Origin of the sequence: Micromonospora sp. WMMD737 (genome assembly GCF_049179055.1) — a bacterium.
Classification (GTDB): Bacteria; Actinomycetota; Actinomycetes; order Mycobacteriales; family Micromonosporaceae; genus Micromonospora; species Micromonospora reichwaldensis.
Genome location: NZ_JBMHMH010000001.1, coordinates 1655258 through 1677500 on the forward strand (window position 1 = coordinate 1655258; position 22243 = coordinate 1677500).

Below are 22243 nucleotides of genomic sequence, written 5' to 3' on the forward strand. Positions count from 1 at the left end.
GAAATCCGACTCGCCCCCGCCGCCGGGGTCGGCGGCGGGGGCGGAGCTGCCCGGGGTGCGGCGGGACGCCTCAGCCGTGCAGCCAGCGGTGGATGCACTGCAACAGGTCGGCGGCGTCGACCGGCTTCGTGACGTAGTCGCTGGCGCCGGAGGAGATGCTCTTCTCCCGGTCGCCGTGCATGGCCTTCGCGGTCACCGCGATGATCGGCAGGTCGGCGTAGCGGGGCATGGCGCGGATGGCCGCCGTCGCGGCGTAGCCGTCCATCTCCGGCATCATCACGTCCATCAGCACGAGGTCGATGTCGTCGTGGCGCATCAGCGTCTCGATGCCCTGCCGGCCGTTCTCCGCGTACACCACGTCGAGCCCGTGCAGCTCCAGGATGTTGGTCAGCGCGAAGACGTTGCGCGCGTCGTCGTCCACCACCAGCACCTTGCGCCCGGCCAGGTCGCCGGGCAGGGCGTCGACGACGGGACGGACGTCGGGCAGCACCGGGGCGAACGGCAGCACCCGCTCCGGCGTCACCGCCGTGAGGTGCAGGGCGATCCGCTCGCGCAGGTCGTCCAGGCTGCGCAGGACCTCCAGCGGCCGCTCGTGGGCCAACGCCTGCAACAGTGCCTGCGAGCCGGCCGGCAGCGGCTGTCCGTGGTACGCCAGCACGGGCACCCCGCGCAGCGCCGGATCGTCGTGCAGCGTCTTCAGCAGGTTCGTACCGCCGTCGTCGGGCAGGTCGAGCTGGAGCACCAGGACGTGGTGCCGCCCGGTGGCGAGCGCCTCGACCGCCGATGCCACGTCCACCGCGGTGGAGATCTCCACCGGCGGGTGGGCGTCGCCCAGGTCCGCCGCGACGCCCTGGGCGAGCAGCGTCAGCAGCCCCTTGTCGTGGCGCTCCAGCACCAGCATCCGGCGGACCTCGCCGGACTGGAGGGTCACGGCCGGCGGCAGGGTGGCCGGCGGCATCCACGGCAGGGTGGCCGGCGACGTCCAGGGCAGCGCGCCCGTACGGTCCGCGGCCGGCAGCGCGCCGCTCGGGCGGTCGTCCGTGACGGCCGCGTCGCCGGTCCCGGCGGGCACCGGCCCGACGGGCAGGTAGAGGGTGAACGTGCTGCCCCGGCCGAGCACGCTGCGCGCCTGGATCCGGCCGCCGAGCAGGTGGGCGATCTCCCGGCTGATGGACAGCCCGAGGCCCGTGCCCCCGTACCGCCGGCTGGTCGTGCCGTCGGCCTGCTGGAAGGCGTCGAAGATCGCGGTCAGGTGCTGCTCGGCGATGCCGATGCCGGTGTCGATCACCCGGAACGCGAGGACGACGTCCGTGTGGGCGAGCCCCTCGGGCAGCTCGTCCGGCGCGGCCCGCTCGATGCGCAGCCGTACCCGCCCCTTCTCGGTGAACTTGACCGCGTTGGAGACCAGGTTGCGCAGCACCTGCCGCAGCCGCTGCTCGTCGGTGTGCAGCTCGGTCGGCACGCCCGGCCCGGTGCTGATCTCCAGCTCCAGGCCCCGGGGCGTGGTCAGCGGACGGAAGGTGGCGTCGACGTAGTCGCGCAGCGCGGCCAGCTCGAACGTCTCCGGGTTGATGTCCATCTTCCCGGCCTCCACCTTGGACAGGTCGAGGATGTCGTTGATGAGCTGGAGCAGGTCCGTGCCGGCCGAGTGGATGACCGTCGCGTACTCCACCTGCTTGGCGGTCAGGTTGCGGTTCGGGTTCTGCGCGAGCAGCTGGGCGAGGATGAGCAGCGAGTTCAGCGGCGTACGCAGCTCGTGGCTCATGTTCGCGAGGAACTCCGACTTGTACTTGGAGGCGAGGGCGAGCTGCTGGGCGCGGGCCTCCAGCTCCTGCCGGGCCTGCTCGATCTCGGAGTTCTTCGTCTCGATGTCGTGGTTCTGCCGGGCCAGCAGGGCCGCCTTGTCCTCCAGCTCGGCGTTGGAGCGCTGGAGCTCCTCGGAGCGGGCCTGCAACTCCTCCGAGCGGGCCTGCAACTCCGCGGCGAGGCGCTGCGACTCGGTGAGCAGCACGTCGGTACGGGCGTTGGCGACGATGGTGTTGACGTTGACGCCGATGGTCTCGGTCAGCTGGTCGAGGAAGTCGCGCTGCACCTCCGTGAAGCGGCTCATGCTGGCCAGCTCGATGACGCCGAGCACCTGGTCCTCGAAGAGGATCGGCAGCACCACCAGGTGCAGCGGGGCGGCGGCGCCGAGGCTGGAGGAGACGGTGACGTAGTCGGCCGGCACGGTGTCCACCACGATGGCCCGCTTGCTCACCGCAGCCTGCCCGACGAGCGAGTCGCCGAGGGCGTACCGGCGGTTGGAGGTGTCGTGCCCGTACCCGCCGACGACCCGCAGGCCCGTCCCGCCGGGGTCGTCGTCCACCAGCAGGAACGTGCCGAGCTGCGCGGAGACCAGCGGGGCCAGCTCGTTCATCACCAGACCGGCGACCACGTCCAGGTCGCGGTGGCCCTGCATCAGGCCGGCGATGCGGGCCAGGTTGGTCTTGAGCCAGTCCTGTTCCTGGTTGGTGCGGGTGGTCTCGCGCAGCGACTCCACCATCGAGTTGATGTTGTCCTTCAGCTCGCCGACCTCGCCGGGGGCGTCCACGGTGATGGAGCGGGTCAGGTCGCCGGTGGCCACGGCGCTGGTCACCTCGGCGATGGCGCGCACCTGGCGGGTGAGGTTCCCGGCCAGCTCGTTGACGTTCTCGGTGAGCCGCTTCCAGGTGCCGGAGACGCCCTCGACCTCGGCTTGGCCGCCGAGGCGGCCCTCGCTGCCGACCTCCCGGGCCACCCGGGTCACCTCGGCCGCGAACGACGACAGCTGGTCCACCATCGTGTTGATGGTGGTCTTCAGCTCCAGGATCTCGCCGCGCGCGTCGACGTCGATCTTCTTGGTCAGGTCGCCCTGGGCCACGGCGGTGGTGACCTGGGCGATGTTGCGGACCTGGCCGGTGAGGTTGTTCGCCATCGAGTTGACGTTGTCGGTGAGGTCCTTCCACGTGCCGGCCACGTTCGGCACCCGCGCCTGGCCGCCGAGGCGGCCCTCGGTGCCCACCTCGCGGGCCACCCGGGTCACCTCGTCGGCGAACGCGCCGAGCGTGCCGACCATCGTGTTGATGGTCTGGGCGAGCACGGCCACCTCGCCCTTGGCCTCCACGGTGATCTGCCGGCTCAGGTCGCCCTGGGCGACGGCGGTGGCGACCAGCGCGATCGAACGCACCTGGTTGGTGAGGTTGTTGGCCATCTCGTTGACGTTGTCGGTGAGGTCCTTCCAGGTGCCGGCCACGTTGGACACCCGGGCCTGGCCGCCGAGGCGGCCCTCGGTGCCCACCTCGCGGGCCACCCGGGTCACCTCGTCGGCGAACGCGGAGAGCTGGTCGACCATCGTGTTGATGGTCTCCTTCAGCGCCAGGATCTCGCCGCGCGCGTCGACCCGGATCTTCTGGGTCAGGTCGCCCTTCGCCACGGCGGTGGTCACCTCGGCGATGCTGCGCACCTGGGCGGTGAGGTTGTCCGCCATCACGTTGACCGACTCGGTGAGGTCCTTCCAGGTGCCGGAGACGCCCTTGACGTCCGCCTGGCCGCCGAGGCGCCCCTCGGTGCCCACCTCGCGGGCCACCCGCGTCACCTCGTCGGCGAACGACGACAGCTGGTCCACCATCGTGTTGATGGTGTTCTTCAGCTCCAGGATCTCGCCGTGCGCGGTGACGGTGATCTTCTGCGACAGGTCGCCCCGGGCCACCGCCGTGGCCACCTGCGCGATGCTGCGCACCTGGTCGGTCAGGTTGACCGCCATCGAGTTGACCGAGTCGGTGAGGTCGCGCCAGGTGCCGGCCACGCCGCTGACCTGGGCCTGACCGCCGAGCCGCCCGTCGGTGCCGACCTCGCGGGCCACCCGGGTCACCTCGTCGGCGAACGACGACAGCTGGTCCACCATCGTGTTGATGGTGCTCTTGAGCTCCAGGATCTCGCCCCGGGCGTCGACGGTGATCTTCTGCGACAGGTCGCCCCGGGCCACGGCCGTGGTGACCTGGGCGATGTTGCGGACCTGGCTGGTCAGGTTGCCGGCCATGAAGTTCACCGAGTCGGTGAGGTCGCGCCAGGTGCCGGCTACGCCGGGCACCTCGGCCTGGCCGCCGAGGCGGCCCTCGCTGCCGACCTCCCGGGCCACCCGCGTCACCTCGTCGGCGAACGACGACAACTGGTCCACCATCGTGTTGATGGTGATCTTCAGCTCCAGGATCTCGCCGCGCACGTCCACGGTGATCTTCTGCGACAGGTCGCCCCGGGCCACCGCCGTGGCCACCTCGGCGATGTCGCGGACCTGGTCGGTCAGGTTGCCCGCCATGGCGTTGACGGAGTCGGTGAGGTCCTTCCAGGTGCCCGACACCCCGGGCACCTCGGCCTGGCCGCCCAGCTGCCCCTCGGTGCCGACCTCCCGGGCCACCCGGGTCACCTCGGAGGTGAACAGCGACAACTGGTCGACCATGCCGTTGAAGACCGTGGCGATCTCCCCGAGCAGGCCGTCGGCGTCCTCCGGCAGCCGCGTGCCGAAGTCACCGTCGCGTACCGCCGTCAGGCCGGCCAGCAGCTGCCGGAGCCCCGGGTCTGCCATCGCCGCGGCCCCTCCGGTCGCCGGGTTGCGCCGCGACGCCGTCTTCTCGACCACCACAACCACCTCGCGCAGCAGCCGGGGGCCCGCCCGCCGGCACAACATCGACCGCGCAAGTATGCACAGCCCGCTCGCCGCACGCGCGCCGGCCGGCACGCGGCGCCGCCGGCCGTCCGGCGGCTGCGCACCGGCACGGTTACCAGGGGCGCGGCGCGGGTAGAGGCGACGCGCGAACCGGTCCGACCGGAACGGGGGACTCGCCGGGGCGGTCCTCGACGCCGGCCCGGCGAGCGGGTCCGGTGTGGAGCGCGCCCCGACCGGAAGAGGGGTGCCGACGGTGCGACAGTGGTGGCGGGGCGCGCGCGGGCGGATCCGCGACGACGGCATGACCGTGGTCGAGCTGACCCTCGCCGCGACCGTCGCCTGGATGCTGGCCGCGAGGGTGATCGGCCACCCGGACCCGTTCTTCGCGCCCACGGCCGCGCTGGTCGTCCTGGGCGAGGCACGGGGGCGGCGGGTCCGGCAGACGGTGGAGATCCTGCTCGGGGTCGCGGCCGGGGTGCTCGTCGCCGAACTGCTGGTGTACGCGCTCGGCCCCGGCACCGGCACCGTCTTCCTGGTGCTGCTGCTGACCACCGGCCTGATGGTGGCGATCGGGGCGCGCACCACCCTCGTGGTGCAGGCCGCGGTCTCCGCGATGTACCTGGTGGCGGTCGCCGCGCCCAGCGGCACGCTGATGCCCTTCCGGTTCGTCGACGCGCTGATCGGCGGCGCGGTCGCGCTGGCCGCGAGCCAGCTCCTGGCGGCCCGCGACCCCCTCGCCCCGCTGGTGCGGGAGGCCCGGCAGAGCTTCGCCGACCTCGCCGAGGTGCTCGACGCGCTCGACGACGCGCTCGCCCGCTGCGACGAGAGCGCCGCCCGGACGGCGCTGGACCGGGCCCGGGAGCTGGACGACTGCGTGGACCGGCTGCGCACGGCGGTCCGGGCCACCGGGGAGACGCTGCGGTTCCGGGTCCGCCGGCGGCGGCACGTCGGGCAGGTACGGGAGGTGGAGGCGACCGCCCGGCAGCTGGACTACGCCGTGCGCAACGTCCGGGTCCTGGCCCGCGCCGGAGTGACGCTGACGCGGCTGTGCGCCGACACGCCGCCGGAGCTGGGCGACGCGATCCCCGCCCTGGCCGCCGCCGTACGCGCCGCTGGCGAGTCCGTCGCGACCGACCTGACCGGCGAGGACGCCGCCCGGCACGCCGCCCGGGCCGACGAGGCGGCCATGACCGCGGTCCGGGTCGCCGGCCGGCTGCTCGCGTCCGACCCGGCGCTGCCCGTCACGATGATCGTCGGCCAGATCCGGGCGACCGCCATCGACCTGCTGCGCGGGGTCGGCCACGACGACGTCGCCGTGCTGGAGCGGGTCGACGAGGCGCTCGGGGTGGTGCCCGCTCAGGTGGCGTCGCAGCGCTCCGAGAGCGCGTAGCGGACCAGCACGACGTCGCCGATCTGGCGGGTCTCCGCCACCCGCGCCCGGCGGCCGGGATGCCAGGGGAATCTCCCGTCGCCGACGAACCGGGGCGCCCGCCCGTCCCCGACGAAGAACGGGGCCAGGACCAGGTGCAGCTCGTCGGCGAGGCCGGCGGTGAGGAACTGCCCGAGCACGCTCGCCCCGCCCTCCACCATCAGCCGGTCCACCCCTCGGCCGGCCAGGTCCGCCAGCAGCCACGCCGGCTCCACCGGCTCGCCCGCGTCCACGACGGTGGCCCGGCCCGCCAGCCGCTCCCCCGTCTTCGCCACGGCCGGGGTGGCACAGTAGACGATCCGGTCGGCGTCGCCGGTGGTGAAGAATCGAGCCGTCGGGTCCAGGTCGCCGCAGCCGGTCACCGTCACCTTGGTCGGCGAGGCGGGCAGGCCCCGCGCGACGCGCTCGGCGCGCCGCCGGGCGGAACGGACCACCAGCCGCGGGTCGTCGCGGCGGACCGTGCCCGCGCCGACCAGGATCGCGTCGCAGCCCGCCCGGACCGCGTCGACCCGGTCCAGGTCGGCCTCGTTGGACAGCAGCAGCCGCTGCCCGCTCGCGTCGTCGAGGTAGCCGTCCATCGACGTGGCGCAGCTGAGCAGGACGTACGGGCGGTCAGTCACGGACGAGGGGCAGGTCGAGGGCGTGCCCGCCACGCCCGGCCTTCGCCGCCAGGTAGCCGGCGTTCGCCGGGGACAGGTGCACTCCGGTGGGTACGCGCGCGGTGACCGTCACCCCGAGCCGTTGAAGCTGTGCGGCCTTGTCCGGGTTGTTGCTCAGCAGGGCGGCCCGGTCCACGCGCAGGGCCGCGAGCATCTGCGCGGCCACGGTGTAGTCCCGCTCGTCCGGCTCGTGGCCCAGCGCCAGGTTCGCCTCGTAGGTGTCCAGCCCGGCGTCCTGCAACGCGTACGCGTCGAGCTTCGCGTACAGGCCGATGCCGCGTCCCTCCTGCCGCAGGTAGAGCAGGTAGCCGCCGGCGTCGGCGATGCGTTCGACCGCCTCGCGCAGTTGGGGGCCGCAGTCGCAGCGCCGGCTGCCGAACACGTCCCCGGTCAGGCACTCGCTGTGCGGGCGGACCAGCGGCGGCGACGGGCGCGGGTCGGCCCCGTCGACGGGGCCGACCCGGTCGCCCAGGCCGAACGCGAGGTGCTCCCGGCCGTCGACGAGACCGTCGAAGGAGAACACCCGGGCGGTGGTGAGGTATCCGTCGGGGAACCGCAGCGGCACGGTGACCTGCGTACGGACCGTGGCGGCGGGCGGAGATTCGGACATCGGGCTCCTCGTCAGAGGGTGCCGGCGGGCACGCGGGCACGGCGGACCAGCAGGACGGCGGCGCCGGGCAGGCTGGCGGCGAGCACCAGGACCCCGTACACCGTGGCGGTGGCGACGCCCTCGGCGGCGCTCAGGCCGGCGGCGCCGAACGCCCACGCGGCCACGCCCTCGCGGGGGCCGAAGCCGGCGACGTTCACCGGCACCCCCATGGCCAGCAGCGCCAGCAGGGTCAGCGGCACCAGCAGGGTCAGCGGCGCGGTGGAGCCGGCGGTGCGCGCGGCCAGCACGAACGTCGCGAGGTGGCCGGCGACGGCCACGGTGGAGGCCACGAGCACGCCCAGCCAGGCGCGGCGGCCGAGCAGCCCGGCGCGCACGTCGGCCACCGCCGCACGCGCCGCCCGCGCCCACCGCGACGGCCCGGCGGCGGGCAGGGCGCGGGCCAGCAGGACGACGCCCAGCCCGGCGGCGGCCAGCAGCGCCGCCACCGCCGGCAGGTGGGGCCGCACCGGCGACGGGAACGCGGCGAGCACGACCACCGCCACGGCAACCAGCACGACCTGCCCGGCGACGCGTTCCCACACCACCGCGCGCACCCCCCGGCCGACGTCGCCGACGTCGCGGCCGTGCCGCACCGCCCGGTGCACGTCGCCGAGCACACCGCCGGGGAGAGTCGAGTTCAGAAACACCGCCCGGTAGCAGTGCGCGAGCGCCGTCGGCAGCGGCAGCCGCACCCCCAGCCCGTTGGCCACGAGGCTCCACCGCCAGGCGCAGCAGCCCGTCGTCAGCGCCCCGATGGCGACGGCGGCGGCCAGTGCCGGGCCGTCGACCAGGCGGAGCCCGGCGAGGAACGGGCCGGCGCCCAGCCAGCCCAGCAGCACGGCCAGCACGCCCCCGCCGCCGAGCGTCCGCACCCACGGCCAGCACCGGCGCGCCACCGGCCGGGCCCGTCCCGGACGCCCGCCCCGCCGGTGGGCGCGCACCGGCGGGCCGCCCGGTTCAGCCACAGCCGGCCAGCAGGTCGAGGTGCTCGACCAGCACGTCGAGCCGGCCGGCGGCGATCTCGGCGCGGCGCCGGCGGGCGTACGCCCGGGTCGGGCCGGTCAGCTCGGGCCGCTGCTCGCAGGCGGCGTCGAGCCAGCCGGTGAACCACTCGCCGGCCAGCTCCGCCCGCTGCGGGCCGAGCCGCCACGGGCTGGGCCGCAGCACCACGTCGACGCCGTGCCGGGCGAACGCCGCCGCGCAGGCGTGCACGGCGTCCGGCCCGAGCAGGGCGCGCCCGTCGACCGTGCGTCGCTGGTGGTCGTTGAACGCGGCGGCGATCCGCCCGTCCCACGCATCCGCCGGGGTGAGCCGCACCCGGCCGGTCACCGACAGGGCCAGCAGGGCCGGGCGGCCCGCCCCTGCGCAGGCCGCGACGAGCCGCTCGATTTCCGCCGCGGTGAGCATGTCCAGCAGCGCGGACGCCGTGACCAGCGACGTGTCGGCCAGGTCGGCGGCCGCCAGCCGGGTGAGGTCGCCGCGGCGGACCTCGACGGTGACCGGGCCGCCGTCGCCGGCGGCGGCGGGCATCCCGGCGGCCGCGCGGGCGAGCAGGTCGGCATCGGCGTCGTGCAGGATCCAGTGCTGCGGGCCGGGCAGCCGCGGCGCGAGCCAGCGGCCCATCGCGCCGGTGCCGGCGCCGAGGTCGTGCACCACGAGCGGTCCGGCGCCGGCCAGCCGGGGGCGGATCAGGTCCACCAGGTCCTCGGCACGGGCCGCCGCGTCGGCGGGCTCCCGCAGCGCCAGCCAGTGCGCGAAGCGCGGCGGCAGGTGCCCGGTCATGCTGCGGCCGTCCCGGCCAGCGCCGCGCCCGCGACGGTCGCGGGGGCCGTCCAGTCGTCGAGCGTGCGCCGCCGCCCGCGCGCCGCCCGCCGCAGCGCCCGGCGCAGGTCGGGCTCGCCGAGCCAGCGCCGCAGCGCACCGGCCAGGGCCGCCGGGTCGTCGGGCGGCACGAGCAGTCCCGGCGCCGCGCCGTCGGGCGCGCGGCCCAGGGCCTCGGGCAGCCCGCCGGCCGCCGTGGCGAGCACCGGCACACCCCGCGCGAGGGCCTCGGTGACCACCATCCCGTACGTCTCCCGGCGCGAGGCCAGCACCAGCAGGTCGGCGGCGGCGTACGCGGCGTGCAGGGCCGCTCCGGTGCGCGGGCCGACCAGGCGCACCCGGTCGGCGAGACCGTGCCCGGTCAGCCGCCGCCGCAGGGCCGCCACGAACCCCGGGTCCCGGGTCAGCGGCCCCACGCAGACGCAGCTCCAGGGCAGGTCGGCGACCGCCGCCAGGGCCTCCACCAGCACGTCGTGCCCCTTGTGCGGGGCGAGGGCGGCGACGCAGAGCAGGTTCCCGCCGGCCGGTGACCCGGGCGCGGACGAAGCCGGGTCCACGCCGGGCCGGGCGACGTGCACCCGGTCGGCCGGCAGCGCGTACCGGTCGAGCAGCCGCCGCCGGGTCCACTCGCTGGTGGTGACGATCGCGCCGGCGGCGGCCAGGGCGGCGGCCTCGTCGTCGTGCTCCAGCGGCAGGTGCACGACGACGACGAGGCGCAGCCGCCGGGCGTGCGGGGCGAGCACCTCCGGCACGCAGGAGGCGACCAGCCCGTCGAGCAGGACCGGCGCCCGGTCGGGCAGCGCCGCGAGCACCGAGGCGAGTCCGGCGCGCGCGGCCCGGTCGGGGCGGGGCCAGTCGCCGGGCACGGCGTGTTCGCGGACCGTCCAGCCGGCCGCCGCGAGGCCCCGGCAGAGCCGGCGGTCGTAGCCGTTGCCGCCGCTCGGCTCGGCCGGGTCGTCGATGTCGTTCGGCAGCACGACGTGCACCGTCGCCATTCAGAGCGACCGTTCGTAGCTGGCCCAGGCGATGTGCGACTCGTGCAGCGTGACGGTGATGCCGGCCAGGGCGCGCGCGCCCGCGCCGAGGTCGCCGGCGCGTACCCGCTCGGCGAGGCGGTCGGCGACCGCGCGGGCCAGCACCTCGGTCGTCGTGTTCATCCCGGCGAAGGCCGGGTCGTCGTCGAGGTTGCGGTAGGTCAGTTCGCCGAGCACCGCCTTGAGCTGGTCGGTGGCCAGCCCGATGTCGACCACCACGCCGTCGGCGTCGAGGTCGGCGCGGCGGAAGGTGGCGTCCACGACGAAGGTCGCCCCGTGCAGGCGCTGCGCCGGGCCGAACACCTCCCCCCGGAAGCTGTGGGCGATCATCATGTGGTCTCGGACGGTCACGCTGAACACGGGTCACTCTCCGTCGTAGGTGATGAGGTGGCACAGTGCGGGCAGACTGCCGGCGGTCAGCCGGGCCAGCACGTCGGGCAGCTCCGCGAAGCGGGACTCGCCGGTGAGCAGCGCGTCGAAGGCGGGATCGGCGAGCAGCTCCAGGGCGAGCCCCAGCCGGTCGGCGAAGCTGCGGCTGCCCCGTCGGGCCGGCGCGACGGCGCCCACCTGGCTGCCGCGCACACTCAGCCGTCCGGAGTGGAACGCCCCGCCCAGCGCCAGCGCGACGGTGCGGTCGCCGTACCAGCTCAGCTCGACGACGGTGCCCTCCGGCCGGAGCAGCTCCAGCGAGCGTTGCAGGCCGGCGGCGGTGGCGCTGGCGTGCACCACGAGGTCCCGCCCGCCGGCGGCCTCCGTCGGCGGCGCGAAGCCGACGCCGAGCGCCGCGGCGACGGTCGCCCGGGCCGGATCGGTGTCGACCAGCTCCACCCGCACGCCCGGGAAGCGGGCGAGCAGCGCCGCCACGCAGCAGCCGACCATGCCGCCCCCGACCACGCTCACCCGGTCGCCGACCAGGGGCGCGGCGTCCCAGAGCGCGTTCACCGCCGTCTCCACCGTCCCGGCGAGCACCGCGCGGGCGGGCGGCACCGCGTCCGGCACGGGCACCACCGCGCCGGCCGGGACCACGTACGCGGTCTGGTGCGGGTGCAGGCAGAACACGGTCCGGCCGCGCAGCTCGTCCGGGCCCTGCTCGACCACCCCCACGTTGAGGTAGCCGTACTTCACCGGCGCCGGGAAGTCCCCCTCCTGGAACGGGGCGCGCATCGCCGCGTGCTGGTCGACGGGGACGCGGCCGGCGAAGACCAGCGTCTCCGTGCCCCGGCTGACGCCCGAGTACCGGCTGCGGACGAGCACCTCGTCCGGGCCGGGGTCGGCGAGCGGGACCGACCGGATCTCACCCTCGCCGGGCGTACGCAGCCAGAAGGCGCGCGCCTCACCGGTCACCGGCTCCTCCTCACCCGCATCCGGGGCGAACCGAACGACGGTATTTCCCGTAGTTCCTGTCGGATGTCGTCGACAATAGACACGGAGGCACGGTGCCCACGGTTCGAAGAGACCCGGCGATCGGGCTGATCGTCCAGATTGTCCTGCTGGCGGGGCTGGCCGCGACGGTCGGTCTCGGCCCGGCGGGCTGGCTCGCCGGGGCCGCGTACGGGACGGCGCTGTGCCTGATCCTCGACCGGGGGCTGCGCCGGTCGGGCGCGTACGCCCTCGGGCCGGCCGACCGGGTGACGCTGGCCCGGGCGCTCCTCGTCGGCGGCGTGACGGCGCTGACGGGGGACGCGCTCGCCCCGACCGCCGTCGACCGGGCCGCGTCGGTCGGGGTGCTGGTCGCCCTCACCGCCGTGGCGCTGGCCCTCGACGCCGTCGACGGGTACGTGGCCCGGCGCACCGGCACCGCCAGCGCGCTGGGCGCCCGCTTCGACATGGAGGTCGACGCGTTCCTCATCCTCGTCCTCGGGGCGGCCGTCGCGCCCGCCGTGGGCGCCTGGGTGCTCGCCCTCGGCGCCATGCGGTACGCGTTCGTCGCCGCCGGGTGGGTGCTGCCCTGGCTGCGCCGGCCGCTGCCCCCGAGGTACTGGCGCAAGGTCGTCGCGGCGGCGCAGGGCGTGCTGCTGCTGGTCGCGGCCGCCGGGGTGCTGCCCGGGCCGGGCGACGCGCTGGTGCTGGCGGTCGCGCTGGCCCTGCTCGTCGAGTCGTTCGGCCGCGACGTCGGGTGGCTGTGGCGGCGCCGCTCGGCCCGGACGGTGCCGCCGGGCGCCCCGCGCCGCCGGATCCGGCCCGCGGCGGTACGCCCCGACCTCGTCGCCGCCCGTGACTGACCGGCCCCCGTCGCCGCCCGTGACTGACCGGCCCCCGTCGCCGCCCGCGACCGACCGGCCCCCGTCGCCGCCCGCGACCGACCGGCCCCCGTCGCCGCCCGCGACCGAGTCGGCCTCGTCGTCGCGCACGAAGGACCGGCCACCGTCGCGGCAGGCGACCGAGCCGACCTCGTCGCCGCCCGGGGCCGGACGGTCGGCTGTCGGGGCGCGCGGCCGTACCCCCGAAGGATCGGGCGGGAGGCGGCGGGGCGCGGCGCGGGTGACGACCGCGCTGGCCGCCCTGCTCGTGCTGGTCGCCCTGACCGCGCCGCACCAGCCCGCCCGGCTCACGCCCGGCGCGTTCGTGCGGGTGCCCCTCGAAGGCCTGCTCGCGGTCGCCGTGCTGCTCGCCCTGCCGACCCGCGCGCGACGGCCGGTGGCAGCGCTCACCGGCGCGCTGCTCGGGTTGCTGGCCCTGCTGAAGGTCGCTGACCTGGGCTTCCTCGCGACGCTCGGCCGCCCCTTCGACCTGGTGCTCGACTGGGCCCTGCTCGACGACGCGATCGGGTTCCTCACCGATTCGGCCGGGCGGGTGGGCGCCGCCGGGGCGGTCGTCGCGGCCGTGCTGCTGCTCGCCGCCGTGCTCCTCGCGACGACGCGGTCCGTGCTGCGGCTGACCCCCCTGCTGGTGCGGCACCGCGCCGCCACCCGGCGCACGGTCGCCGCGCTGGTGGTGGTCTGGCTGGCCTGCGCCACGTTCGGCGTGCGGGTGTCCCCCGGCGTGCCGGTGGCCGACGCCGCCGCGACCGACCTGGTCGGCGACCACGCCCGCCAGGTACGCGCCCGGCTGCGCGACCGGGAGGTCTTCGCGGCCCAGGTCGGCGTCGACGCGTTCCGGGACGCCCCCGGCGACCGCCTGCTGACCGCGCTGCGCGGCAAGGACGTGGTGGTCGCCTTCGTGGAGAGCTACGGGCGCGACGCGGTGGAGAACCCGGAGTACGCCCCGGGCGTGGGCGCCGTGCTGGCCGACGGGGAGCGCCGGCTGCGGGCCGCCGGCTTCGCCTCGCGCAGCGGGTTCCTCACCTCGCCGACCACCGGCGGCGGCAGCTGGCTGGCCCACGCCACGCTGCTGTCCGGCTTGTGGGTGGACGACGACCAGCGGCACCGCAGCCTGCTGGCCAGCGACCGGTTGACGCTGGGCGGCGCCTTCCGGCGGGCCGGCTGGCGCACGGTGGGGGTGATGCCGGCCGCCACCCGACCCTGGCCGGAGGGGGCCTTCTTCGGCTACGAACGCTTCTACGACGCCCGCAGCCTCGGCTACCGGGGGCCGAAGTTCGGCTACGCCCCGATGCCCGACCAGTACACCCTGGCGACCTTCGAACGCCTGGAGCGCTCCCGGACGGATCGCGCTCCGGTGATGGCCGAGATCGCGCTCGTGTCCAGCCACTCCCCCTGGACGAAGATCCCGCGCCTCGTCGACTGGTCGCGGGTCGGCGACGGGACGGTCTTCCACGGCGAGACCACCGGCAACCCGTCGTCGCAGCCCCGCGCCGGCTACCGCCGCTCCGTCGAGTACTCCCTGGGCACCCTCGTGTCCTACCTGGAGACCCACGGCGACGACGACCTCGTGCTGGTCTTCCTCGGCGACCACCAGCCTGCCCCGGTCGTCACCGGCGCCGGGGCGAGCCGGGACGTGCCGGTCACCGTCGTGGCCCGGGACCCGGCCGTGCTCGACCGGATCGCGGGATGGGGCTGGGACGACGGACTCCGGCCCGGGCCGCGCGCGCCGGTCTGGCCGATGGACGCCTTCCGCGACCGGTTCCTCACCGCCTTCGGCGGCTGACCCCGCCCGCGCGACACCGTGGGCGGCCCGCCCCGGAGCGCCCGACGGCCCGCCTCCGCGGCACCGGGCGAGGGTCACCGTCGGGGCACCGGACGGAGACCGCGTCGGGGTCACCGAGCGGGCCACCCCGGGACACCGGTCGGGGCGCCGTCGGGCGCGGGCCCGTCGGGGCGTCCGCAGCACGGGCCGGTCCCGTCAGCGGGGTGCCACGAGGCCGGCGTAGTCGTCGGCGGTCAGGGGCCGCCGGGACAGCGACCCGTCGGCGCGCGGTACCCCCAGCGGGGCTCCGGCCCGGAAGAAGGCCACGGTGTCGACGTCGGAGCGGGCGGTCAGGGTGCAGACGATCTGCCCGAAGGCGAGGACCTCGTCGCTGCGGCCCGTCTCGTCGCCGGCCCCGCCGAGGTCCACGTCGACCTCGTTGCCCCGCGGCCGGGCGGCGGCGACCGGCACGGCCCCGGGCAGCGCCGTCGTGAGGCCCCGGTCGCGCTCGGCGGTGGTCGGGCCGGCCAACAAATGTTGGAGCTGGGCGTCGACGGTGGGCGTGCCGTCGACCCGACGCTCGACGCGGACCAGCCGGTCGTCGCTGACGAAGCAGAGGACCTCCGTCGTCCGCCCCGCCGTCAGGGTGGGGGTCGGTGTCGCCACGACCGCCCCCGGCGAGGGGAACGGCCCGGGCGGGGGTGCCACGGCGCGCGGGGCGCGCTCGGTCGGGACGCCGCAGCCGCCCAGCAGCCCCAGGACGACGAGCGCGCCGCCGACGGCCCGCCATCGGCCCGCGCGCCAGCGGGACGCGGGCGGGACGCGAGCGGGGATGCGGCCGGTCGCGGCGGGCGACGGCTGCACGGGCGCGCGGCGGGTCACGGCAGCACCCCGGGCAGCTCGACCCGGAAGCGGGCGCCCCCGCCGGGGCGGTCGCCCGCGCCGGCCCGCCCCCGGTGCGCGGCGGCGTGCTGCGCGACGATGGCCAGGCCGAGCCCGGTGCCGTCGCCGTCGGCCCGCGAGTGCGCGGCCCGGCCCCGGACGAAGCGGTCGAAGATGGGGTCACGGTCCTCCGGCGGCACGCCCGGCCCCTCGTCGTCGACCTCGACGATCCCCGTCCCGTCCCGCTGCGACAGCTGTACGGCCACCGGCCCGCCGCCGTGGCGCAGCGCGTTGTCGACCAGGTTGGCCAGGATCTGCTCGACCCGACGCTCGTCGACCAGCCAGGTGGGCGGGACACCCGCGCCGACCCGGACGAGCGTGGCCGGCAGCCCACGGACCTGACAGACGCGCCGGGCCAGCGCCGCCACGTCGACCGGCGTCCGGTCGACCGGCTGGTCGCTGCGGGCGAGTTGGATGAGGTCGTCGACCAGCTGCTGGAACCGGGTGATCTCGTCGGCCACGAGGCCGGCGGCGGTGGCGGTGCGCTCGTCGAGGTGGGCCCGGCGACGGGCCAGGACGCTGGCCGCGGCCGAGAGGGTCTGCAACGGCGAGCGCAGCTCGTGGCTGACGTCGGCGGCGAAGCGCCGGTCCCGCTCGATACGCCGGGAGAGCTGGTCGACCATGTGGTTGAAGGAGGTGGAGAGCCGGGTGAGGTCGGGGTCGGTGGTCGCGGCGAGCCGGGCGGAGAAGTTGCCCGCCGCGATCTCCTGTGCGGCGTCGGCCACCGCCGTCAGCGGCCGCAGGCTGTGCCGGGTGGCGTACCAGCCCAGGGCGGCGCCGGACCCGGCGACCACGATGGCCACGGCGGTCAGTGCCAGCGCCAGGACCCGCAGGGTCTGGTCCAGCTCGCGCAGCGACGTCAGCTCGTAGTAGCTGGTGGACGGGGCCAACGGCAGGCCGACGAGCAGGGTGGGCTGGCCGTTGACCCGGACCCGCTGCACGGCCGGTTCCCCGGCGTGGACGAGCTGTTGCAGGTCGACCGGGATGGCGGCGGTCAGGCCGGCGTCGGCCGTACGGGCGTACCAGTCGTCGCCGCGGTGCAGCAGCGGCCGGCGGTTGCCGCCGGTGTCGAGGGACCGCAGCACCTCCACCACGTCGGGGGCCTCCGTGTCCAGGCCGGTACGCACCACCGCCGCGTCGAAGTACGCCGCCCGCACGGCGGTGCGCTCCCGCTCGTCCAGCAGGGATCGCCTGGTCAGCTCGTAGGAGACCAGCGCCATCGAGGCCGACAGCAGCAGCGCGCCGACCGCGAACCCGGCGGACACCCGGGCCCGCAGTCCGAGGCGCCTCACCGGGTCAGCTTGTAGCCGAGGCCGCGCAGGGTGACCAGGTGCCGGGGGTTGCCCGGATCATCCTCGATCTTCTGCCGCAGCCGACCCACGTGCACGTCGACGAGCCGCTCGTCACCGGTGTCGTAGCCCCAGACCCGTTGCAGCAGCTGGTGGCGCGACAGCACCCGGCCGGCGTGCTCGGCCAGCTCGCACAGCAGCCGGAACTCGGTGCGGGTGACCGGCACCGGCTGCCCCGCCAGGCGTACCTCCCCGGCGTCCGGGCTGATCTCCAGCTGCCCGAAGGTGAGCACCGGCACCGGCTCGGGCGCCGCCCGGGCCCGGCGCCGCAGGGCGCGCAGCCGCGCCGACAGTTCCTTGATCGCTACCGGCTTGACCACGTAGTCGTCGGCCCCCGCCTCCAGTGCCGCGACGATGTCGTGGGTGTCGTCGCGGGCGCTGACCACCACGATCGGCACGTCGTCGTCGCGGCGCAGCCGCCGGATGCACTCGAAGCCGTCGAGGCCCGGCAGCATCAGGTCGACCAGTACGGTGTCGGCCGGCTCCAGGCGCTGCCGCAGCAGTCCCTCCTCGGCGGTGGCCACGCCCCGGACGCGGTAGCCCTCGTCCTCGAGCGCGAGCAGCAACGCCAGACGGATCCGGTCGTCGTCCTCGATCACCAGCACGTCCGTCATACCGGCATCATCCCCAAGGCGGCGACGGGCGCCCAACCGTGTCCGGCGTTCGGCGATTTTGTCACGCAACTGTCATACAACCGCGTGACCCGCGCCACGGGCGGCGCCGAGGGTGGTGGGGAACATCCGTGGGCCGGCTGCCGTCGGCCGGCCGGCCCGGCAGGAGGGACCAGATGACCGTCGCCGGTCTCCTCACCGCGCTCGCCGTCGGCCTCCTCGTCGCCGGGGCGGGCTGGTGGGTGACCCCGCGCCGGCGGGAGGTGCCGGCCTGGCTGGCCCTGGTGGCGGGGATCGTCACCGCGCTGCTCGGCGTCATCCTGGCCCGCATCGTCGGCCTCGACACCGACCGGTCGGGCGCGTGGCGCGTCGGCGTGCCGGCCGCCTCGGCCGTCGTCGGCGTCGCCCTCGTGGCGGCCACGGCCGGTCCCCGGCGCGCCACCGCCCCGCCGCGCGGGACGGGGCCGGACCTCGACACCGCCCAGACGCCGCCGGTCGCGGGCCGGCGCGTGGCACGGCCCGACCTCCCGTGGAGGAAGACACGATGACCGTCGTACCGGACGAGCACCTGATGACGTTGATCTGCGACAGCTGCGGGGACACCACCACGGGCACCGCCTGCGTCCTGCCCGACGCCGAGGTCGTCTGGACCCTGGTGGCCGAACACGGCTGGAGCGGCTCGCCGTTCGCCACGGGCCCGCACCGCTGTCCCCGGTGCAGCCTGCCGGGTCTCGCGGGCGACGCCACCGGTCAGGGCAGCCCGCCGGGCGGCGGGGTGCCGGGCGTGGACCACCTCGACGACGTCGCGGCGGCCACGGCCGCCGGGAACGTCGACGTCGACACCGCCGACGAGCTGCGGGCCGCCCTGCGGCATGCGGTCGACGTCGGCGGGCACGTGGTGGTCGACCTGACCCGGGTGCACCTCATCGACGCCGGCGGGCTCGCGCTGCTCGTCCGGGCCCACCGCGACGCCCGGGAGCGTGGCGCCGTGCTCTGCCTGGCCGCTCCGTCCCGTTTCATCCGCACCGTGCTGCACACCATGCGGCTCGACGGGCTGTTCCCGGTCTTCGCGAACCCGCAGGAGGCGTTCCGGCGGCTCTCCCCGGGCGGGGCAGGTGACACCGCCGGGCTGGCGGCCGTCGCCGCCGGGCCGGATCCGCGCGGTCCCCGTGCGGCGGCGGTGACCGACGCGTCGTCCCGCTGACCCGATCGCCGGGCCCGGACGGCCCGGCCGCAGACCATCGAGAGGAAGCACGTCATGCTCATCCCCTGGCCGTACCCGGACGAGGGCGCGTTCCGCCCCGAGCCGCCGGTCCCCTCGCCGGACGACGAGGACGGCCGCTTGGCGGCGCTGGTCGCCCAGCGGCTGAGCAGCGACTGGACCACCCGACGCCAGCAGATCGTGGTGACCGTGCAGAACCGCGTCGTCATCCTCGCGGGCATCGTGACCGGCCCGGAGACCCGGCGGGTGGCCGGCGAGATCGCCTGGGACGTCCGGGGCGTCGCCGACGTCTGCAACGCCCTGCGGCTCGCCGCCTCGCGCCGGCCCCGCCACTGACCGCCCGCCCCTTCACCGGACGCCCGCCCCTTCACCGGACGCCCGCTCCCGACGACCGCCGCGGCGTCCGGCCGGGTGGACCGGTCCTCCCGGCCGAGGGCGATCCCGGCGGACCGGCGTCCCGGGGACGGGTCAGGCCGCGGGCTGGTCGACCGGGCAGGCGTACGCCGTGCGACCGCCCAGCTGCCACGTGCGTACCCGGGCGCCGCAGCGCCGGCAGGTCGGCCGCTTGTAGACCCACCGCTCGTCGGGCGCCGCCGGGTCGCTGACCACCTGGCCGGCGTCGCGGCCCAGCGTCAGGTATCCGACGGCGAGCTCCCACAGCCGGCGGGCCGGGGCCGGCCCGACCGCCCGGGCGTCCGGGTCGAGGCCGGCGAGGAAGAGCAGCTCCGCCCGCCAGGCGTTGCCGAGGCCCGCCCACACCGCCTGGTCGAGCAGCGCAGCGCCGACCGCGCCCCCGGCGGCGCCGAGCCGGCGTACGGCGTCCTCGCCGTCGGCGTCGGCACGCAGCGGATCCGGGCCGAGCGAGGCCCGCAGCGCGCGCTCGCCGTCGTCCGGGAGCGGTTCGCAGCGGATGGGCGCGATCAGGTCGTACGCGACGCCGGCGCGGGCCAGGCGCAGCCGGACACCCTTGCGGGGCGGGACGGCCGGGTCGTCGTGGCGCAGGAACAGCCCGCGCATGCCGAGGTGCACGTGCAGGGCTGGCGCGTCGTCGACGTGGTAGAGCAGGTGCTTGCCGTACGCCTCCACCGCGCGCAACCGCCGCCCGTCGTACGGGCCGGCGTCGAGGCGACCCTGCGGGCTGGACACGGCGAGGACCTGCCCGGCGAGGGCGGCGTGCTGGTCGCGCGCGTACCGGTGGACGAGGTGGCCCTCGGGCATGCGGCCCGGGTACCCGCGGCACGGGCGCGAAAACGGCGCGACCGGGGCGCGGGAACAACACCGATCGGTCCGCAGTTGTCCCTTTCGTGACCGACGTTGCCCCGCACCCGCGGCTGTTCGACATCCGGCGGATCTACGTGGAGCCGGAGGCCGCCGCGCTGCCCCGTGGGCGGGCCGTGCTGGAGCGCTTTCCCGACGCGGAGCGCGTCGAGGTCGAGAGCCACTCCCGCATCCCGGAGCTGTACGGCGACGAGACGAACGTGGCCCGGTGGGTGCGGATCAAGACGGAGGCCCTGGTGCTGGGGGTCAAGAAGTCCCTCACCGCCCGCCCGAACGGCCGCTCGGCCGACTTCATCGCCCCGTCCACGGCGAACGGCTGCGCGATGGCGTGCGCCTACTGCTACGTGCCGCGCCGCAAGGGCTACAGCAACCCGGTGACGGTCTTCGCCAACATCGACCGGATCACCGGCTACCTGGGCCGGCACGTGGGCCGGCAGGGCGTCAAGGGTGAGCCGAACCAGTGCGACCCCGCCGCCTGGGTCTACGACATCGGCGAGAACTCCGACTGCTCGCTGGACGCCCGCATCTCCGACAACGTCCGGGACCTGGTGACCCTGTTCCGGGGCCTGCCCACGGCGAAGGCCACGTTCGCCACGAAGCACGTCAACCGTGACCTGCTCGACTGGGATCCCCGGGGCCGGACCCGCGTCCGGTTCTCGCTGATGCCGGCCCGCGACGCCAAGCTGCTCGACATCCGGACGTCCCCGGTCGCGGAGCGGTTGGCCGCCGTCGACGACTTCGTCGCGGCCGGCTACGAGGTGCACGTCAACCTCAGCCCGGTGGTGGTCCGCGACGGGTGGCTGGACGACTGGGCCGAGCTGCTCGACCAGCTCGACGACGCGCTCGGGCCCGCCGCCAAGGCGCAGCTCGCCGCCGAGGTCATCTTCCTGACCCACAACGACCGGCTGCACGAGGTGAACCTCGGCTGGCACCCGAAGGCCGAGGAGATCCTCTGGCGGCCGGATCTCCAGCAGCCGAAGCGGTCGCAGACCGGCGGCTGGAACGTGCGGTACCGCACCGGCAGCAAGGGCGCCTACGTGGCGGCATTGACGGACCTGATCGCCGCGAAGGCGCCGTACTGCCGGGTCCGCTACGCCTTTTGACGGGCTCCGAAACGCAGTTCAGGGCCACCCCGACAAGGGTGACCCTGAACTGAAAGATTGTCCGGCGGTGTCCTACTCTCCCACACCCTCCCGAGTGCAGTACCATCGGCGCTGGAGGGCTTAGCTTCCGGGTTCGGAATGTAACCGGGCGTTTCCCCTCCGCCATGACCGCCGTAACTCTATCAACATATCAAACAACACCACACCACTCGTGGTCTGTTGTTCGTTTGCTGTGAGTTGCACAGTGGACGCGTAGCAGCTTGGTAGTCAAGTCCTCGGCCTATTAGTACCGGTCAACTGAACCCGTTACCGGGCTTACATTTCCGGCCTATCAACCCAGTCGTCTAGCTGGGGGCCTTACCCCACCAAAGGTGGGTGGGATACCTCATCTTGAAGCGAGCTTCCCGCTTAGATGCTTTCAGCGGTTATCCCTTCCGAACGTAGCTAACCAGCCGTGCCCCTGGCGGGACAACTGGCACACCAGAGGTTCGTCCGTCCCGGTCCTCTCGTACTAGGGACAGCCCTTCTCAAGTATCCTACGCGCACGGCGGATAGGGACCGAACTGTCTCACGACGTTCTAAACCCAGCTCGCGTACCGCTTTAATGGGCGAACAGCCCAACCCTTGGGACCTGCTACAGCCCCAGGATGCGACGAGCCGACATCGAGGTGCCAAACCATCCCGTCGATATGGACTCTTGGGGAAGATCAGCCTGTTATCCCCGGGGTACCTTTTATCCGTTGAGCGACACCGCTTCCACTCGCAAGTGCCGGATCACTAGTCCCGACTTTCGTCCCTGCTCGACCTGTCAGTCTCACAGTCAAGCTCCCTTGTGTACTTGCACTCAACACCTGATTGCCAACCAGGCTGAGGGAACCTTTGGGCGCCTCCGTTACCCTTTAGGAGGCAACCGCCCCAGTTAAACTACCCACCAGACACTGTCCCTGAACCGGATAACGGTCCGAAGTTAGATACCCAAATCAACCAGAGTGGTATTTCAAGATTGCCTCCACCCATACTGGCGTACAGGTTTCACCGGCTCCCACCTATCCTACACAAGCTAATTCGGATACCAATGTCAAGCTATAGTAAAGGTCCCGGGGTCTTTCCGTCCTGCCGCGCGTAACGAGCATCTTTACTCGTAATGCAATTTCGCCGGGCCTGTGGTTGAGACAGTGGGGAAGTCGTTACGCCATTCGTGCAGGTCGGAACTTACCCGACAAGGAATTTCGCTACCTTAGGATGGTTATAGTTACCACCGCCGTTTACTGGCGCTTAAGTTCTCCGCTTCGCCCCGAAGAGCTAACAGGTCCCCTTAACGTTCCAGCACCGGGCAGGCGTCAGTCCATATACATCGAATTACTTCTTCGCATGGACCTGTGTTTTTAGTAAACAGTCGCTTCCCCCTGCTCTCTGCGGCCATACAACGCTCCACCCGCGCG

The 22243-nt window shown here is 74.6% G+C and carries 17 protein-coding genes, 2 rRNA genes and 1 pseudogene (1 of these 20 only partly in view); 6 read left to right on the forward strand and 14 right to left on the reverse strand.

Features of this window, described 5'->3' with window-relative positions:
- Nucleotides 1-70: 70 nt before the first annotated feature.
- The gene (locus tag ACN27A_RS06595) at nt 71-4600 is read right to left on the reverse strand and encodes a HAMP domain-containing protein (protein ID WP_421458388.1); all 4530 of its coding nucleotides are present in this window, start codon (nt 4598-4600) and stop codon (nt 71-73) included.
- A gap of 334 nt (nt 4601-4934) precedes the next feature.
- Between ACN27A_RS06595 and ACN27A_RS06600 the strand changes: the two genes are divergently transcribed.
- Nucleotides 4935-6071 (forward strand): FUSC family protein, encoded by a 1137-nt coding sequence (locus ACN27A_RS06600; protein ID WP_421450399.1) that lies wholly within the window; start codon nt 4935-4937, stop codon nt 6069-6071.
- Here the strand turns inward: ACN27A_RS06600 and ACN27A_RS06605 are convergent.
- From ACN27A_RS06605 to ACN27A_RS06635, 7 genes are read right to left on the reverse strand one after another with little or no spacing between them, the layout of a single operon-like run.
- The gene (locus tag ACN27A_RS06605; RefSeq protein WP_421450401.1) at nt 6038-6730 is read right to left on the reverse strand and encodes a RibD family protein; all 693 of its coding nucleotides are present in this window, start codon (nt 6728-6730) and stop codon (nt 6038-6040) included. The two genes, ACN27A_RS06600 and ACN27A_RS06605, sit on opposite strands and share 34 nt — an antisense overlap.
- Complete coding sequence (locus tag ACN27A_RS06610; protein WP_421450403.1) at nt 6723-7379, reverse strand: GTP cyclohydrolase II; 657 nt, start codon at nt 7377-7379, stop codon at nt 6723-6725. The genes ACN27A_RS06605 and ACN27A_RS06610 overlap by 8 nt, the downstream gene beginning before the upstream one ends.
- 11 nt (nt 7380-7390) lie before the next feature.
- On the reverse strand, nt 7391-8359 hold the full coding sequence (locus tag ACN27A_RS06615; protein WP_421458389.1) for a lysylphosphatidylglycerol synthase transmembrane domain-containing protein: 969 nt from the start codon (nt 8357-8359) through the stop codon (nt 7391-7393).
- A 16-nt stretch (nt 8360-8375) separates the two neighbouring features.
- Nucleotides 8376-9200, reverse strand: coding sequence for a methyltransferase domain-containing protein (locus ACN27A_RS06620; RefSeq protein ID WP_421450405.1), 825 nt, complete (start codon nt 9198-9200; stop codon nt 8376-8378).
- Complete coding sequence (locus ACN27A_RS06625; RefSeq protein WP_421450407.1) at nt 9197-10234, reverse strand: glycosyltransferase family 4 protein; 1038 nt, start codon at nt 10232-10234, stop codon at nt 9197-9199. Before ACN27A_RS06625 ends, ACN27A_RS06620 begins: the two co-directional genes overlap by 4 nt.
- Complete coding sequence (locus ACN27A_RS06630; RefSeq protein ID WP_421450409.1) at nt 10235-10633, reverse strand: 6-pyruvoyl trahydropterin synthase family protein; 399 nt, start codon at nt 10631-10633, stop codon at nt 10235-10237. It abuts the gene before it with no gap.
- Between the two features lie 3 nt (nt 10634-10636).
- Nucleotides 10637-11617, reverse strand: coding sequence for a dehydrogenase (locus ACN27A_RS06635; RefSeq protein ID WP_421450411.1), 981 nt, complete (start codon nt 11615-11617; stop codon nt 10637-10639).
- A 92-nt stretch (nt 11618-11709) separates the two neighbouring features.
- Between ACN27A_RS06635 and ACN27A_RS06640 the strand changes: the two are divergent.
- Nucleotides 11710-14317, forward strand: a pseudogene (locus ACN27A_RS06640) (CDP-alcohol phosphatidyltransferase family protein).
- A gap of 195 nt (nt 14318-14512) precedes the next feature.
- On the opposite strand, the gene ACN27A_RS06645 reads toward ACN27A_RS06640, so the two are convergent.
- The 3 genes from ACN27A_RS06645 to ACN27A_RS06655 all read right to left on the reverse strand — a co-directional run bounded on the left by ACN27A_RS06645 (nt 14513) and on the right by ACN27A_RS06655 (nt 17201).
- On the reverse strand, nt 14513-15055 hold the full coding sequence (locus ACN27A_RS06645; RefSeq protein WP_421458390.1) for a GerMN domain-containing protein: 543 nt from the start codon (nt 15053-15055) through the stop codon (nt 14513-14515).
- 119 nt (nt 15056-15174) lie between these two features.
- The gene (locus tag ACN27A_RS06650; protein WP_421450412.1) at nt 15175-16530 is read right to left on the reverse strand and encodes a sensor histidine kinase; all 1356 of its coding nucleotides are present in this window, start codon (nt 16528-16530) and stop codon (nt 15175-15177) included.
- A complete protein-coding gene (locus tag ACN27A_RS06655) occupies nt 16527-17201 on the reverse strand; it encodes a response regulator transcription factor (RefSeq protein WP_421450414.1) in 675 nt (224 codons plus the stop codon). The genes ACN27A_RS06650 and ACN27A_RS06655 overlap by 4 nt, the downstream gene beginning before the upstream one ends.
- A gap of 173 nt (nt 17202-17374) precedes the next feature.
- On the opposite strand from ACN27A_RS06655, the gene ACN27A_RS06660 reads away from it, so the two are divergent.
- From ACN27A_RS06660 to ACN27A_RS06670, 3 genes are read left to right on the forward strand one after another with little or no spacing between them, the layout of a single operon-like run.
- A complete protein-coding gene (locus tag ACN27A_RS06660) occupies nt 17375-17746 on the forward strand; it encodes a GlsB/YeaQ/YmgE family stress response membrane protein (protein ID WP_421450416.1) in 372 nt (123 codons plus the stop codon).
- Nucleotides 17743-18402, forward strand: a complete 660-nt coding sequence (locus ACN27A_RS06665) for an STAS domain-containing protein (RefSeq protein ID WP_421450418.1) — start codon at nt 17743-17745, stop codon at nt 18400-18402. The genes ACN27A_RS06660 and ACN27A_RS06665 overlap by 4 nt, the downstream gene beginning before the upstream one ends.
- A gap of 54 nt (nt 18403-18456) precedes the next feature.
- Entirely contained in the window at nt 18457-18756 is a 300-nt protein-coding gene (locus tag ACN27A_RS06670; RefSeq protein WP_421450420.1) for a BON domain-containing protein, read from the forward strand.
- A 132-nt stretch (nt 18757-18888) separates the two neighbouring features.
- Here the strand turns inward: ACN27A_RS06670 and ACN27A_RS06675 are convergent, their stop codons facing one another.
- A complete protein-coding gene (locus ACN27A_RS06675; protein WP_421450421.1) occupies nt 18889-19638 on the reverse strand; it encodes a DNA-formamidopyrimidine glycosylase family protein in 750 nt (249 codons plus the stop codon).
- An 86-nt stretch (nt 19639-19724) separates the two neighbouring features.
- On the opposite strand from ACN27A_RS06675, the gene ACN27A_RS06680 reads away from it, so the two are divergent.
- Nucleotides 19725-20801: a spore photoproduct lyase family protein gene (locus ACN27A_RS06680; RefSeq protein WP_421450423.1), complete on the forward strand. Its 1077-nt coding sequence runs from the start codon at nt 19725-19727 to the stop codon at nt 20799-20801.
- Between the two features lie 59 nt (nt 20802-20860).
- Here the strand turns inward: ACN27A_RS06680 and rrf are convergent.
- A 5S ribosomal RNA gene (gene rrf, locus ACN27A_RS06685) occupies nt 20861-20977 on the reverse strand.
- 87 nt (nt 20978-21064) lie between these two features.
- Nucleotides 21065-22243 (reverse strand): 23S ribosomal RNA (locus ACN27A_RS06690); it runs 1931 nt beyond the window's last position.

Excerpts from the sequence above, each read along its gene's own strand:
- ACN27A_RS06595 (WP_421458388.1), bottom strand. The coding sequence starts at position 4,600 with ATGGCAGACCCGGGGCTCCGGCAGCTGCTGGCCGGCCTGACGGCGGTA.
- ACN27A_RS06610 (WP_421450403.1), bottom strand. The coding sequence starts at position 7,379 with ATGTCCGAATCTCCGCCCGCCGCCACGGTCCGTACGCAGGTCACCGTG.
- ACN27A_RS06620 (WP_421450405.1), bottom strand. The coding sequence starts at position 9,200 with ATGACCGGGCACCTGCCGCCGCGCTTCGCGCACTGGCTGGCGCTGCGG.
- ACN27A_RS06625 (WP_421450407.1), bottom strand. The coding sequence starts at position 10,234 with ATGGCGACGGTGCACGTCGTGCTGCCGAACGACATCGACGACCCGGCC.
- ACN27A_RS06655 (WP_421450414.1), bottom strand. The coding sequence starts at position 17,201 with ATGACGGACGTGCTGGTGATCGAGGACGACGACCGGATCCGTCTGGCG.
- ACN27A_RS06660 (WP_421450416.1), top strand. The coding sequence starts at position 17,375 with ATGACCGTCGCCGGTCTCCTCACCGCGCTCGCCGTCGGCCTCCTCGTC.
- ACN27A_RS06665 (WP_421450418.1), top strand. The coding sequence starts at position 17,743 with ATGACCGTCGTACCGGACGAGCACCTGATGACGTTGATCTGCGACAGC.
- ACN27A_RS06670 (WP_421450420.1), top strand. The coding sequence starts at position 18,457 with ATGCTCATCCCCTGGCCGTACCCGGACGAGGGCGCGTTCCGCCCCGAG.
- ACN27A_RS06675 (WP_421450421.1), bottom strand. The coding sequence starts at position 19,638 with ATGCCCGAGGGCCACCTCGTCCACCGGTACGCGCGCGACCAGCACGCC.